The 13,803-nt window shown below is 69.1% G+C and carries 16 protein-coding genes; 8 read left to right on the forward strand and 8 right to left on the reverse strand.

Features of this window, described 5'->3' with window-relative positions; all coding sequences use genetic code 11:
- Positions 1–418 precede the first annotated feature (418 nt).
- The 4 genes from E6U81_RS14100 to E6U81_RS14115 all read left to right on the forward strand — a co-directional run bounded on the left by E6U81_RS14100 (position 419) and on the right by E6U81_RS14115 (position 4,038).
- Positions 419–760: a hypothetical protein gene (locus E6U81_RS14100; RefSeq protein WP_136230434.1), complete on the forward strand. Its 342-nt coding sequence runs from the start codon at positions 419–421 to the stop codon at positions 758–760.
- Position 761: 1 nt separating this feature from the next.
- Positions 762–1,121: a hypothetical protein gene (locus tag E6U81_RS14105; protein WP_136230435.1), complete on the forward strand. Its 360-nt coding sequence runs from the start codon at positions 762–764 to the stop codon at positions 1,119–1,121.
- 77 nt (positions 1,122–1,198) lie between these two features.
- A complete protein-coding gene (locus tag E6U81_RS14110) occupies positions 1,199–1,858 on the forward strand; it encodes an ATP-binding cassette domain-containing protein (RefSeq protein WP_346766140.1) in 660 nt (219 codons plus the stop codon).
- 197 nt (positions 1,859–2,055) lie between these two features.
- Entirely contained in the window at positions 2,056–4,038 is a 1,983-nt protein-coding gene (locus tag E6U81_RS14115; protein WP_136230436.1) for a hypothetical protein, read from the forward strand.
- Between the two features lie 192 nt (positions 4,039–4,230).
- On the opposite strand, the gene E6U81_RS14120 is transcribed toward E6U81_RS14115, so the two are convergent.
- Complete coding sequence (locus E6U81_RS14120; protein WP_136230437.1) at positions 4,231–4,782, reverse strand: hypothetical protein; 552 nt, start codon at positions 4,780–4,782, stop codon at positions 4,231–4,233.
- A gap of 94 nt (positions 4,783–4,876) precedes the next feature.
- A complete protein-coding gene (locus tag E6U81_RS14125; RefSeq protein WP_136230438.1) occupies positions 4,877–5,611 on the reverse strand; it encodes a glucose 1-dehydrogenase in 735 nt (244 codons plus the stop codon).
- Positions 5,612–5,707: 96 nt separating this feature from the next.
- On the opposite strand from E6U81_RS14125, the gene E6U81_RS14130 reads away from it, so the two are divergent.
- The 4 genes from E6U81_RS14130 to E6U81_RS14145 all read left to right on the forward strand — a co-directional run bounded on the left by E6U81_RS14130 (position 5,708) and on the right by E6U81_RS14145 (position 9,419).
- Positions 5,708–6,289: a PadR family transcriptional regulator gene (locus E6U81_RS14130; RefSeq protein WP_136230439.1), complete on the forward strand. Its 582-nt coding sequence runs from the start codon at positions 5,708–5,710 to the stop codon at positions 6,287–6,289.
- Between the two features lie 405 nt (positions 6,290–6,694).
- A complete protein-coding gene (locus E6U81_RS14135) occupies positions 6,695–8,077 on the forward strand; it encodes a hypothetical protein (RefSeq protein WP_136230440.1) in 1,383 nt (460 codons plus the stop codon).
- A 35-nt stretch (positions 8,078–8,112) separates the two neighbouring features.
- Positions 8,113–8,841, forward strand: coding sequence for a VWA domain-containing protein (locus tag E6U81_RS14140; protein WP_136230441.1), 729 nt, complete (start codon positions 8,113–8,115; stop codon positions 8,839–8,841).
- A gap of 35 nt (positions 8,842–8,876) precedes the next feature.
- Positions 8,877–9,419, forward strand: a complete 543-nt coding sequence (locus tag E6U81_RS14145; protein WP_136230442.1) for a pyridoxamine 5'-phosphate oxidase family protein — start codon at positions 8,877–8,879, stop codon at positions 9,417–9,419.
- A gap of 99 nt (positions 9,420–9,518) precedes the next feature.
- On the opposite strand, the gene E6U81_RS14150 is transcribed toward E6U81_RS14145, so the two are convergent.
- The 6 genes from E6U81_RS14150 to E6U81_RS14175 form a co-directional block, all read right to left on the reverse strand.
- On the reverse strand, positions 9,519–10,571 hold the full coding sequence (locus E6U81_RS14150; RefSeq protein ID WP_136230443.1) for an ABC transporter permease subunit: 1,053 nt from the start codon (positions 10,569–10,571) through the stop codon (positions 9,519–9,521).
- Positions 10,568–11,350 (reverse strand): ATP-binding cassette domain-containing protein, encoded by a 783-nt coding sequence (locus E6U81_RS14155; protein ID WP_240803804.1) that lies wholly within the window; start codon positions 11,348–11,350, stop codon positions 10,568–10,570. The genes E6U81_RS14150 and E6U81_RS14155 overlap by 4 nt, the downstream gene beginning before the upstream one ends.
- A 20-nt stretch (positions 11,351–11,370) precedes the next feature.
- Positions 11,371–11,775 carry an HIT domain-containing protein gene (locus E6U81_RS14160; protein ID WP_136230444.1) on the reverse strand — a complete coding sequence of 135 codons (405 nt, stop codon included), beginning with the start codon at positions 11,773–11,775 and terminating at the stop codon, positions 11,371–11,373.
- Positions 11,776–11,858: 83 nt separating this feature from the next.
- Positions 11,859–12,581 carry an alpha/beta hydrolase gene (locus E6U81_RS14165; RefSeq protein ID WP_136230445.1) on the reverse strand — a complete coding sequence of 241 codons (723 nt, stop codon included), beginning with the start codon at positions 12,579–12,581 and terminating at the stop codon, positions 11,859–11,861.
- A 179-nt stretch (positions 12,582–12,760) separates the two neighbouring features.
- On the reverse strand, positions 12,761–12,970 hold the full coding sequence (locus tag E6U81_RS14170; protein WP_136230446.1) for a DUF397 domain-containing protein: 210 nt from the start codon (positions 12,968–12,970) through the stop codon (positions 12,761–12,763).
- Positions 12,955–13,791 (reverse strand): helix-turn-helix transcriptional regulator, encoded by an 837-nt coding sequence (locus E6U81_RS14175; protein WP_136230447.1) that lies wholly within the window; start codon positions 13,789–13,791, stop codon positions 12,955–12,957. The genes E6U81_RS14170 and E6U81_RS14175 overlap by 16 nt, the downstream gene beginning before the upstream one ends.
- Between the last annotated feature and the right edge of the window lie 12 nt (positions 13,792–13,803).

Genomic DNA, 13,803 nt, shown 5'->3' on the forward strand with positions numbered 1-13,803 from the left:
CCAGCGCGGCGAGCTTGTTGGGGGTGCTGCTCGAGGGGCTCGCGGGGTGCCGTGGGCAAGGGCTCGGAGGGGACGACTTCCAATGCGTCCGGCAAAGTCCTTACGGGGTCGGAGCAGCATGCGGTGCGGCAGTCAGGCTGGGCTTGCCGCACATCGCGCCGGTGATGTCAGTGCCGGCTGGACGGATGAATGGCGTTGAGCAGTTGCTGAACGGCCGGGGGCCATGGCCACTGCGACCGGTTCCGGCGCGGCCCCTACGAGGGACCTTCACTATTGGCTTGTTCTGTGCGGCCTGAATTATGTCGCCCAACCCTCTGCTTTTGGTGCAACAATGAACGATCCGATTATGTGTTAAATTCTAAATCCGGAGTTGACCTTCCGGAGGTCGTGGAATTTTTGCCATACAATTGGGGGAAATGTGAAATCCAGAAAGACCCTTGCCGTGTCTCTTGGGGCAATCGCCGTACTCGGCAGCTCGCCCGCCATGGCTGTGGACCTCAGCTCGTCGAAGGATGGGCAGGTGCACGCCTATTCCTACGGGACGAATACGCGTGTGGCGGTTGAGGACACCAAGCAGGACGGGTATCCCGTCTACGTGAATTACAAGCGCGAAAACAGCGGCAGTCAGTACACACTATGGAACAAGAGCGGGTCGGGGACGACGCAGACGAGTGCGGCCGGAGCCGCGGTCTACGTGATCCAGGCGTGTGTGTCGCTCAGCGGGTGGCCCGACAAGTGCGACATCAAGCGGGAAGGCTGACATGGTGCGCTCGAAGATGCTGACAGCGGGCAAGGTTGTAGCGGCGTTGGGCGTGGCTGCGGTGGCGTTCTCGTCCCCGGCGGCGGCTCTGAACCTCAGCTCAACTAAGGATGACGCGGTACGCGCTTATTCCTACGGCACCAATACGCGTGCCGCGGTGGATGACACCAAGCAGGACGGCAACTCCGTCTACGTTCGCTATTCCCGAGATGGCAGCAACGGCACCCCCTACACCCTTCACAACAAGGGCGGGGCGGGCACCACCGCAACGAGCGGATCCGGTAACAAGGTATGGATGGTGCAGGCGTGCATCTCCCTTGACTGGTCGCCGGACCGCTGCGACTCGGAACGCACGAGTTAATATACGCATATGGGGCCGCCTTAAGGCGGCCCCATATGCATTTCAGATGGGTGAGCATGGGTAATACTTTGCCGTATGTGCTGGAATTCGATGCACTGAAACATCGGCTGGGGCGCCGGGTGCTGTTCGACGGTATCGACCTGCAATTGCGGGCGGGGGAATCCGTTGCCGTAATGGGGCCGAGTGGAAGCGGGAAGAGCACACTCATCTCCTGCGCTCTCGGGCTCGTAAACCCCGAAGGTTCCGTCCGGGTGGCGGCTGCCAACATCACCGCGATGAGCCGCAGGGAGCGGACTCGGCATCGCAGCCGGCACATAGGGGTCGTCTTCCAATTCGGTGAGCTGTTGGCTGAGTTGACGCCGATCGAGAATGTGGCTCTGGCCGGCCTGTTGGCTGGTGCTGATCGCAAGCGTACGTATGAGGAAGCGGCCGAACTCCTGGCCACGCTGGGTGTGCCTCGGCAGAAGCGGCCGACGGGGACTCTGTCAGGGGGTGAGCGGCAGCGTACTGCCGTTGCGCGGGCACTGATCAACCGTCCGTCGCTTCTTTTGGCTGATGAGCCGACTGGCGCGCTGGACGATGCGAACCGTACCGCTGTGGCCGAGTTGCTGTTCGAGGTTCCGGCGCGGTGGTCGTGCGGGCTGCTCGTTGTCACCCACGACGCGCAGGTTGCGGCCATGGCTGACCGGACGGTTTGCCTGGCGGACGGGCGGCTCGTGGCTCAGGGGGCCGTGTGAGGGGCAGGGCAAGCGCGCCATTGTGGTTTCAGCTGCTGCGCGTGGGAATGCGGTCGGGCCGGGGCGGTGCGACGGGCCATATCCGGGCTGCCGCTCTGGTCCTTGCCACGCTCGGGGCCTCGCTCGTCCTGTGCGGACTGACGCTGGTTAACGCGGGCTACGAGGGGCGCGACCTGCGAAACGCAGCACGCTCTCACGTGCAGCTCGATGAAGCGGACGCGGCGGCGGCCAAGCTGCTGTACAAGCCGATGTTCGACGATGTCGCCGACGTGCAGTACCAAGTGATCGCCATCAAACCCCTTACACCGGACGCGCCCCTGCCGCCCGGGGTGAAAGCATGGCCGGGGCCCGGTCAAGCCGTGCTGTCCCCGGCGTTACTCAAAGCCGGTCGGGAGGAAGGCATCGACACACGCTTCGGCGCGACCGTCGGCACGATCGGTGTCGAGGGCCTGTCGAGCCCCGGCGAATGGTTCGCCTACGTCCGGCCTCCGGAGAACGCAGACACCTCGCGCATGTGGCCCACGGCGGGATTCGGCAAGCCCACGCCGTTCGGTGTCGGCGAGGCCATGTTCGCCAAACCTCCCTACATGCTGTTCGCCCTGACCGCCTTCATGGGCGCCCTGCCGGTCGCCGCGCTGGTGGCGGCTGCTGCACGGGCGGGGTCAGCTTCGCGCGACCAGCGAACAGCGCTGCTGGAGGCCCTGGGAGGAGGTCATCGTGTGAGGGCGGCGGTGAACGCGGGAGAGGCTGCTCTTCCTGTGGGTGTCGGCGCACTGCTCGGCCTTGCAGGTTCGCTGTGGTTGATCTCGGGGGATCTGCAGGTCCCGGTGGTCGGGTACGTGGTTTCCGGTGCGGACACCCAGCGTTGGGCTGGTTCACTGTGTGCCGCACCGGTCGTGGCTGCTGTGGTCGTCCTGATCAGCGTTCTGCTGCTGCATCCGCAGCAGCAGAACCGGCGGGACAGCGTCCGCCCACGCCTCACCCGGCAGCGGCTACCGCGGTGGTGGCCCCACCTGTGCCCGTTCCTGCTGTTCCTCGCAGTGCAGGGGCCCGGGATGGTCACCGACTCCGGTACACGCCTGTTGGTGTACGTCGTCGGCGTCGGCGGAACCGTCGCAACTCTCCCCTCGCTCCTGGGGCTCGGGGCGGTCGCTGCGGGCCATGGGCTCGCGGCCTTCGGGCGCCGGCGGGGTCTGTCCGGGGCACTGCTGGCCGGTCGGTGGACTGCTGCCTGGCCGGGCGCCACGGTGCGGCTCACCGCAGGCGTGATCATCGCCTTCGTCCTGGTTGGCCAGACCCAGTTGTGGTCGACCTTGAACACCGGTCCCGCCCGCCAGGCACAGCAGACGGTCCGACAAGTAGGCAGCAGCGCCGTACTGGTCTTTCTCGGCCAGGACAGGCCCGTCCCCGCCGAGTTCACCGCAGCGCTCCCCGCGGGAGTCGACGTCCTGCGCCTGAAATCCGAACAGGGTAGGCCGACCTCCGAGGTAACGGGCACCTGCCCCGCACTCAAGCGTCTGGCCCTGCCGTGCACCCCGCAGGCGACACTCGTCACACCCGCGCACCCCGACGAGCGGGTCAAGGCGCTGGCCGGATGGGGCACACCCGGCGAGGGACTCCATGTGCGGCAAACCGACACACCCGAAGGATCCACCCTCATCCTCGTCGGCGACAGAGGGCACGACCTGTCGGTGCCTGCCGTCAAAGAGGCGGCCAACCGCCACCTCGGGATATCGGTCCCGGTCGAGACACTCGCAGGCTCGTGGCTGGTCTCGGCCAACATGGCCGACCTCGACGGCCGATGGGTACTGCTCTACGGAACCTTCGCCGTCATCGTCATCATCGCCTCGATCATGATTGCCAACCTGGCGGAGTTCATGCGGTTCACACGCAAGATCACAGCCGTCAGTGTCCTTGCAGGAAACCGCACCATCTACATCAGCACAGCCTTCTTCGTCCTGTGCCTGCCCCTCACCGTGGCCTCAGTCATCGGCCTGTTCCTACACCACTGGCTGATCACCCCCATCACGGCCAACGCCTACATCGGCCAGTACGCCGAAGCCAACGGCGTACTCGGCACAGTCCTTGCCGCAGCCACAGCGATGGCCGTCGCAGTGTGGCTCTGCGGAGCGTGGGCAGCCGAACGTGCAGCACACCACTGGCGCCCCACCGCGGACTGATAGGCACAAACAACAACGGGGGTTCTGCTCACGCCGGAGTCCGATGTGGTGCAGAACCCCTGCCCTTGCTTCTGTACGCGAACCGCTGTCAGCGGGACGAGTCCGGCGTCGTCGGCAGGGAAGGCCCTACGCGGTCAAGCAGTAGCCGGCGGACGCTCGCGGACCCCTGTGCTTCCCTGCGCCGCTCCGCCCTCAGGCCCGGGAGCGGCGCAGGGAGATCCGGACGAGGACGACGGTCTGGAACAGGAGGAGGGCGCCGGTCCCGGCCGCCTGCCACAGCGGCCGTCCGGGGCGGCCGCCCGGGGCCCAGGCCGGCCCGCCGGGGTCCACCGTCACCGTCAGCCGTGCGCCGACCGCGAGGTCCATCGCCACCGGGCCGGGCAGGTCGCGGCCCGCCTCGGTGCGCAGGCGCAGCGAGGGGGACGGGGCGGCGCCGTCCCCCGCCGTCATCCGCTGTGCGACCACCGCCGTCTCCTCCCGGCCCCGGTCGTGCAGGACGTGCCGGTCCCAGGCGATCCCGCCGAGCACCGCGATCCCGACGGCGGTGAGCGCCACGGCGGTGCGGGCCACGAACTCGGCGTCGGTTCCGTGCGGTACGGCCGCGCCGACGACGAAGACGGCCAGCAGGACCGGGATCCAGGGGCCCTCCGGCCCCCGCAGCATCCAGATCGCACCGAACTCCACCGTCAGGAGGAGGCAGTTGCGCAGGAGCGCTCCCGCCGACCTCCGTGTCAGATCAGCCATGGACACATCATGCCCGGACCGGGCGGACCGGGTGTGCCCTGTCCGCCAGGCGGTCGCCGGCCGGCGCCGGGCGGTCGCCGGGTCGGCGTCAGCGTCAGGCGGTCGTCATCCCGCCGTCGACCGTGAACTCGGCGCCCGTCACGTACGAGGACGCGTCCGAGCACAGGAAGAGGACGAGCTCGGCCACCTCCTCCGGCCGACCGATCCGCCCCAGGGGCAGGTGCGACCAGTCCCGGCCCTCGACGGCTCCGGCCACCATCGGGGTGTCGATGGCCCCCGGGTGCACCGAGTTCACCCGGATCCGGTCCCCGGCCAGGTCGAGCGCCGCCAACCGGGTCAGTCCGCGCAGCCCGAACTTGGTCGATCCGTAGGCCGCGTGACCCGGTATCCCGACCAGTCCGGCGGTGGAGGAGACGTTGACGACGGAACCGCCCCCGCCCGCCCGCAGCACCGGCGCCACCGCCTGGATGCCGAGGAACGGCCCCAGCAGGTTGACCCGCAGGAGCGTCTCGAACTCGTCGAGCCGCTGCTTCTCCACGTGGGCCGTGCGCCACAGGGCCGCATTGTTGACCAGCGCCGAGACGGTGCCGAAGACGCGGACCGACTCCGTGACCACCGCCGCCCAGCCCGCCGGGTCCGCCACGTCGTGGCGGACGTACAGCCCCTGGTCGCCCAGCTCCGCGGCGACGGCCCGGCCCTCGTCCTCCCGTACGTCGGTGACCACGACCCGCGCCCCGGCCTCGGCGAAGAGCCGCGCCGCGGCGGCACCCTGGCCGCGCCCGGCGCCGGTGATGACGACGACCTTCCCGTCGAGCCCGGTGCGCGCCACGCCGATCCCCTCCCCATATGACGAGTAGGCATACTTCTAGCAGGCACACCTGTCGGGCGGAAGGGTGCCGCGGGCGCCGGTCGTAGACTGCGGTGTGTGGCCGACGAGACGAACAAGCACACGCTCCCCGCGACCGGCTGGGCGGTGCTCGGACTGCTCTCCTTCGGGGAGGAGCTCTCCGGCTACGACCTGAAGAAGTGGTCGGACCTCTCCCTGCGGTTCTTCTACTGGAGCCCGTCCTTCAGTCAGATCTACAGCGAGCTCAGGCGCCTGGAGAAGGCGGGCTACGCGACCTCGCGCCGTATCGGCCACGACACCGGTACGCGCGACAAGCGGGTCTACCGGATCACCGACGAGGGCATGGCGGCCGTACGGGAGTGGGCCCGGCAGGCCCCGGTCGACCCGCCCGTCCTCAAGCACGGCCCGATGCTGCGACTGTGGCTGGGGCACCTGCTGGAGCCGCAGCAGATGCGCGAACTCCTGCTGCAACAGCAGGAGTTCGCGGAAGGAATGCGCAGCCGGGCGGCGTCGGACGCGGAGGCCGCCCAGGCCGACCCGGCCTGGGCCTACCCGGCCCTGACCCTCAGATGGGCCGAGCGGTACTACGCCTCCGAACGCGACCTGGCGGCCGCCATGCTGGACGACATCGAGGCACTGGCCGACAACAGGCAGCCGTAGGCGTTGCGAGCGCCGACGCGGCCCGGGTCGGTCAGTCGATCGGCCTGTTGTCGTATGTCCCGTCGACGCAGATCCACGAGCCCTTGGTGGACTCGTACTCCACCGTCCCGCCGCCACTCACACACGTGTTTCCGTCGATGACGGGCGCGGCAGCTTGCGCGACAGGGGCGAGGGCACAGAGGGCGGCCAGCATCACAGCAGCGGTGAGCCCAAGAAGTCGTGTACGCATCAGAACCTCCGACGAGGAAGGGCGACACGGTCTTCACCAGCCTCACCTCCACGGCGTCGAGGCGCGCACCCCGTTACTCCATTCGGGTGACGGCCGCGCCCTGCCGTTCCACGGGAGACGCTCCCCGGACACTCCCTCCGGCGGCGGGCAGCCGAGTGCCGGAGCAGGCTGACGCCATGGACATCAAGCCCGATGTGGCCGTAGGGCCGCCGGACGACGACGGCTTGCGGAAAGTCGTGATCGACGGCAAGAGTAGAGGCAAGGTGTGGAGCCCCCACGAACTGCGGAAGGTCTTGCGTCGCGCCGGCGTGCCGCCGAGGAGCGACATCGATTGGCAGGGCGGAGACAGCAGCGTGTGGCCGGCTCAGGCCTGGGGACGACGCGTCACCGGTGCCGTCATGGCGCTCGGCTTCCTGGCGACTGCGGCCATGTGCGCGTGGATCGGCACGAAGGACTCGTTCGACGCCCTCACTTTCGCCGGTCGCGTGACCGGGTTCCTCTTCCTCTTCATGGCCGCCGCGGCATTGATCGCTTTCACCGCCTGCTTCGACTACTGGCGCAAGCGGAAGATGACCTACTCGGGCCCCGCACTTCTCTTCGGAGCGCTGGTCGAATTCTTCGTCGGCGCCGTGCTGATCTTGATGTCCGTCACAAACAGGGGGCGTCCGTCAGCGCTGTGCCTACTGCTCTGGACGGGTCTCGTCCTCTGCGCTTCATGGTCGCTGTGGGTGCTGTGCCGTCGCCAGGTCTGGAAGGCACTCCGCAATCCCGGCCGTATAGCGATCGGAGCAGTCGTCTCCACGGTCCTCGTCATCACCAACCTTGCATACACACAGATCTACCTCCCGTCCATGTCACGTCCGCTGGTCCAGGGAACGGCTGAAATCGGATCACCCAGCCTGAACAGGGAGGGGACGAAAATGTACCTGCGGGTCCGCCTGCACCTGAAGAACTCCGGCGAGGTCCCGGTCCACATCATCGGCAGCATCTACTGGATCCATGTCAGGCTCGCGAGTGATCCGAAAGACAAATACAGACTGCTCAAACCTGGCGAGCTGACCAAACCGGGGAGGGAGCTCAGCCCGGGCGAAGAAGTCTCCGAAGATGTGGTGGCCGAGATCGAGAACCCTGAGAGCGTCGACTATGAAGCGGTCGCGGCCCGCGTGGAGGCATACGCTTTCAGGCAGGACAGAATGAGGATGGATCCCGATTATGCAAAGTCCGGAAAATGGCGCGGGCGGCTCGAAAAGGAAGGAAAGGACGACGACCCGCCGGGCCCCCCGAAAGAATTCTTCAGATATCAATCCATCATCTCCCAGAGCAGCGAACTCTTGGATTTAACGCGCGGTCGCGAACGCGTGACAGTCTGGTGGTTGTACCGTCCCAGGCCGGGCCTGTATCTCGATGTCGCGCCTCCGGGCGACGAGAAGCTCTTCAACACACCCACGAGGCAGAGGCAGGCTGCCGACCGGTACGGCCTGGCCTTCATCAACGGCTCGCTGACCCAGACGCCGTACTCGGAGCTCCTCAGGGAGGCCCAGGCGCAGCGCCCGAACTGACCACGGCCCCGAAGCCCTGCCCGTACCCTCGCCCCATGACGAGCAGCGCCATCAGCCTCCGCAAGGTCGAGGAGTCGGCTCCGGCCCTCGTGAACCTCTACAAGACGGCCGGGACATCCCTGCGCAAGTACGGCCTGGAGGGCGGGCGCGCCGCCGTCTACCTGGTCCTGGACTACTCCGGGTCGATGCGCCCGTACTACCAGGACGGCAGCGTGCAGGCTCTCGCCGACCGGGTGCTGGGGCTGTCCGCGCACCTGGACGACGACGGCCGCGTGCCGGTGGTCTTCTTCTCCACCGAGGTCGACGCGGTCGAGGAGATCTCCCTCGCCGGACACGAGGGCCGGGTCACCGAGATCGCCTCCCGCCTGGGCCACATGGGCAAGACCGCCTATCACGCGGCGATGGACGCGGTCATCGACCACTACCTCGACTCGGGTGCGACGGCCCCCGCCCTCGTCGTCTTCCAGACCGACGGCGGGCCGATCAACAAGCTCGCCGCCGAGAGGTACCTGTGCAAGGCGGCCCGGCTGCCGCTCTTCTGGCAGTTCGTCGGCTTCGGCAACACCCGCAGCACGCAGTTCGACTTCCTGCGCCGGCTGGACGAACTGCCCGTGCCCGCGCAGCGGCCCGTGGACAACGCGGGCTACTTCCACGCCGGCCAGGATCCCCGCACCGTGCCGGACGGCGAACTGTACGACCGCCTCGTCGCCGAGTTCCCGGCCTGGCTGGCGGCGGCACGCGGTGCGGGCATCGTGCGCGCCTGACCCGGGCCCGCCGGTGCCCGCGCTTTGATGGACTTATGACGCATACCAGTTGGGCCGTCTTCGAGAAGGCGGAACCGGACTTCGCGGCGGCCGTCCAGGCCCGCTTCGCGCAGTACCCGCACCACGTCCTGGCGACGCTGCGCAAGGACGGCTCCCCCCGGGTCACCGGCCTGAACGTCGACATCCGGGGCGGCGAGCTGTGGCTCGGGATGATGGCCGGCTCGATGAAGGCCCGGGACCTGCAGCGCGACCCGCGCTTCGCCCTGCACACCAATCCGGGCGAGGGCGAGACCATGCCCGACGGGGACGTACGGATCTCCGGGCGCGCGGTGGAGCTCGTGGACCCGCCCGAACTCCACCGGTACGCGGAGGAGACGGAGACCCCGCACCCCTTCCACCTCTTCTACGCCGACCTCACGGAGGTCGTCCACATCGGCATCGAGGGCGACGACTTGGTGGTGCGGACCTGGCTGCCGGAGCACGGCCTGCGCACCCAGCGCCGGGGCAACGACGACGAACCGCCGCGCGAGGATCCGGCACCGGAGGACGAGCCGGGCGGCGGGGGCATCGAGCTGTAACCGCACGAGGGAGGCGGGACCGGGCGAGTAGAGTCGAAGGGGCGGCGGCCGAAGCCAGTTGCGTTGGCTTCGGCCGCCGCCCCCTCCCCTCTCGCCGGGTCAGGCCGTCCGGCGGCGCAGCCACCGGGCGCAGAACCAGGCCGGCAGCCCGGAGAGCGCGAGGAAGATCCCGGTCTCGACCCACTGGAAGGTCCAGTAGCGGTCGGCGGGCTGGTAGTCGACCTCGATGTGGAGGTCGGACGTGGCGAAGCACTCGAAGGGGTCCTTCGAACGGTCTGCGCAGCCTGCGGGGCCGCGGACCTCCCGGCCGGACGCGTCGAGCACCGCGCCGGGATCGGACACGACCCAGACGCCGGGCTTGAGGACCCCGACCCGCAGGTAGGTGTCGTCTCCGGCTCCCTTCAGCTGGACGTGGTTGCCGTTCCAGCCGTCGCCCGGAGCACCGGGCTCCCCTCCCCCGCCTCCCCCGCCTCCGCCGCCGCCCGGTGCCGTGACGAGGGAGCTGAGCGCGACATCGGCGTGCTCCGGCGTCACGAAGTGCGGGCGGATCGCGAACGGTACGAGGATCTGGACCGCGACGAAGGCGACGAGGGTCGCGGCCATCGCGGGCACCGTGCGCCGGATCAGCAGCCCGGCGCAGGCGCCGAGGGTGAAGGCGAACGCCGCGTGGCCGAGGGGGACGATCGCGCGGCCGCTGAACATGAGGGCGGTGAACCGGTCCAGGTTGACCCGGTCGATGGGATCCGCCCACCAGGTGACCAGGAGGCTGAGCACCCCGGTGACGGCGACGGCGATCAGGCCGACGGCCCCGAGCTTGACCAGGAGCCAGCGGCTGCGGGTGATGCTCTGGTTCCAGACGAGCCGGTGGGTGCCGGTCTCCAGTTCGCGGGCGATCAGCGGGGCTCCCCAGAAGACCCCGATGACGCCGGGCGCGGCGAGCAGCGCGCTGGTGACGTAGTAGGTGAGGGTCTGGTATTCGACGACCAGTGCGTTCCTGGCCGCCCCGCAGTCGTCCCGGCACGACCCGACGGTGCTGTCGTAGAGGTCGCGCATCTGGAGTCCGGTGACCACGAGGAATATCGCGAAGGCGGCGAGGACGCCGAGGGCCGCGAGCGTCTGGACGCGGTATTGGCGCCAGGTCAGCCAGATCATCGCTGGTTCTCCAGGGTGGCTCGGGGACCGGGCCCGGCGGCGGCCCGACTCATGTAGGTGAGGACCAGGTCATCCAGGCCGAGGGGTTCCAGGGCCCAGGAGGGGTCGTGGACCGGCTTGTCGGAGCGCACGATGAAGGTGCTCTGCCGTTCGGTGTGGGTCTCCTGGACGACGTACATGCCCTCGGGGAGGGCGGCGGCGTCGCGGCGGGTGGTCGTGAGCCGGAAGTGCGTGGCGAGGAGGTCGTCGACGTCGCCCGCGACCTGGACGCGGGAGGCGACGAGGGAGATCAGGTGGTCGCAGACCCGTTCCAGGTCGGACACCAGGTGCGAGGAGAGCACGACGGTGGTGCCGTGCTCGGCGACGTGCTCCATCAGGCCCTGCAGGAACTCCCGCCGGGCCAGGGGGTCGAGTGCGGCGACGGGCTCGTCGAGGATGAGCAGCTCGGGCCGCTTGGCGACGGCGACGGTCAGGGCCACCTGGGCGCGCTGGCCGCCGGAGAGCCGGCCCGCCTTCTGGGCGGGGTCCAGGCCGAGCTGCCGGATCCGGTCCTCGGCCAGGCGTGCGTCCCAGCCGGGGTTGAGCCGGGCGCCCAGCTTCAGGTGGTCGGCGATGGACAGCCCGGCGTACGTGGGCGTGTCCTGGGCGACGAAACCGACCTTGGCCAGCTGCTCGGGCCCGGACGCGTGCCGGCCGCCTGCCCGGCCGGCACGCTCAGGGTGCAGTCGGTCAGCGCCTCTTTGCGGCCGTAGCGCTTGCCCAGCGCGCGGGCTTCCCATGTGGGGATTGATGCCCCGGATCACCCCAGGGCCTCGGCGAGCCTCGCTCCTGCATCGCCGGTGACGTGACGTGCGGAGCGCCCGGCCGGCCAGGTCGACAAGCCGTCGTCCACCCACCGCGGAAGGACGTGGAAGTGCAGGTGGGGAACCGACTGCTCCGATCCCGGACCGCTGGCGCTGAGAATGTTCACGCCCGAGGCGTCCAGGGCGGTCCGCGCCGCCCCGGCGACGCGCTGGACCAGCGCCGTCACCGCGGCGAGCACCTCGGGCGGGGTCTCGAAGACGTCTGCGTAGTGGAGCGTGGGCACCACCAGGGTGTGGCCCGGTGCGAGCGGGTTCAGTGGTGTGAAGGCACAGGCCACCGGACCGCGAGCCACCCAGCTCGCGGTGGCTTCACGGATGAGTCCGCAGAAGATGCAATCCATGCGCCCGACTCTGCCGGTCGAAGACCCACGGGCCGCGCCGACCCCTGTCGGGAGTTCGGCAGGGGCCGGCGGTACAGACCGTTCTACTTCAGGTGGCGGTCGAAGAACCGGTTGCCGTCCTCCACCTCGAACCACGGGGTGCCGGTGTGTCCGCCCAGGTTGGCGTGGAGCGTCTTTTCCTCGGTGCCGAAGGCGTCGAAGAGGTCCAGGGCCCGCTCCCGGGGGTTCCCTTCGTCGTCCCACTGCAGCAGGAACAGCAGCGGCACCGTGACCTGCCGGGCCTCCTCGCGCTGGGCTCGGGGCACGTAGCCCCCGGCGAAGAGGCCGGCGGCCGCGATGCGAGGCTCGGTCACCGCGAGGCGGATGCCGAGGGCGGTCCACCCCGAGTACCCGACCGGGCCGCCGATCCCGGGGAGTTCGAGGAGGGCGTCCAGGGTGGTCCGCCAGTCCGGGACCGCCGAGTCGACCAGCGGGCCGATGAAGGACTCGAAGACCTCGTCGACCGGCCCGCCGGCCTGCATCGCCCGGCGGAACCCGGCGCGCGCCTGCTCCTCGGCGGCCGAACGGGGCCGGTCGCCGCACCCGACGGCGTCGATGCTCGCCACGGCATATCCGCGGGCCGCGGAGTGCCGGGCCCGCGCCACCAGCCGGTCCGCGCTCTTGGGCAGGCCGTTGTTGTGGGCCATCAGGATCAGCGGGACGGGGTCGGCGGACTGGGGCGTCCACAGGGTGCCGGGGATCTCGCCGAGGGTGAATTCGCGTGCGAGGACGCCGTCGTCGAGGCGTCGTTCGGAGATGACATGCATGGTCGTGCCCTTCGGGAATGCGCGTTGAAGGCGCTCCCGGACGACCTGCCTACCGTCCGACCGTGACCCCGGAGGGGAGCACCCATGTCGATACTGCGTTCACGGGTACCACCTCCTCCTGCTGTCGCACGGCCTGCCGGGACCGTAGCAGTGGCCACGCCGGTCCGCGCAACGGATTTTCACGGCGCCGAGGCCGGAAGCCTCACGGCCGCGACGAACGACGCCCACGGGCCGGCGGGGAACACGAGAACGGGCCCGGCACCGGCCAGCTTGCTGTCACGGACGGGAACGATGCCGGGGAGGTCGTCGGACACCTCGACGCAGCTGTTGCTCTCGGAGTTGCTGTAAGAGGACTTCCTCCAGGACAGGCCGTTCACGTCTGCGCGCATTTCGCGTATTCCTCCGCCACCGACTCGATAAAGGTCAGGGACACTTCCGGCGACAGCGCAGCGGCCCTCGCCAGATCGTAGAGTTTCCAATGGCGCCGTACCAGGGCCGGATAGTCGAGCAACTGCCCCACACGCGGCCCCTCCGTGTACACCACGTCGGGCGCATCCGCGAACTGCATGATGCTCACCAAAGACCCCAGGGCCCCTTGCGCGCCGGCCGAGAAGGGCACCACCTGCACGGTGATCCGATGGCCTCGGACGCAGGCGGAGATGTGCCGCAGCTGCGCGGCCATCACACCAGGTCCCCCGACCGCCGTCCGCAGCACCGCTTCGTGCAGAACGACCCACATTTCGGGGGTCGTCGGATCGCCTAGTAGGCCCGCGCGCTCCAGACGAGACGCAACGAGGCCGTCAACGTACGCGGCGAGCGCGGTGGGATTGCCACCCCGCATCACGGCCCGGGCGTAGTCCGCAGTCTGCAACAGCCCGGGAACCAGGGTGGAGGCGTATTCGTGGATGGCCTTCGCCCGACGTTCCAGCTCGGCCGCTTCGGCGAAGTAGTCCTCGTATTTGGGCTTGAACGCCTTGGACAGGCGGGTGAAGTAGTCCCCGGTGCCGAACACCCGGTCGATCAGCTCTGCGATCTCCGGCCGGAGCCTCCGCGTCCCGCACTCCATCTGGCCTACGTACGCCCCGCTCGTGAAGATCCGCTCGCCCAGGCCCTCCTGGGTCAACCCCGCCGCCTCCCGGTGGCGCCGCAGCTCCTCGCGGGCGAACTCCTCCGGCGTCTGCGCCCCGTCCAGGTCCTTCGGCTTGGCCATGAGCCAACTCCC

The sequence above is a fragment of the Streptomyces sp. A0592 genome (assembly GCF_004795115.1).
Classification (GTDB): Bacteria; Actinomycetota; Actinomycetes; order Streptomycetales; family Streptomycetaceae; genus Streptomyces; species Streptomyces erythrochromogenes.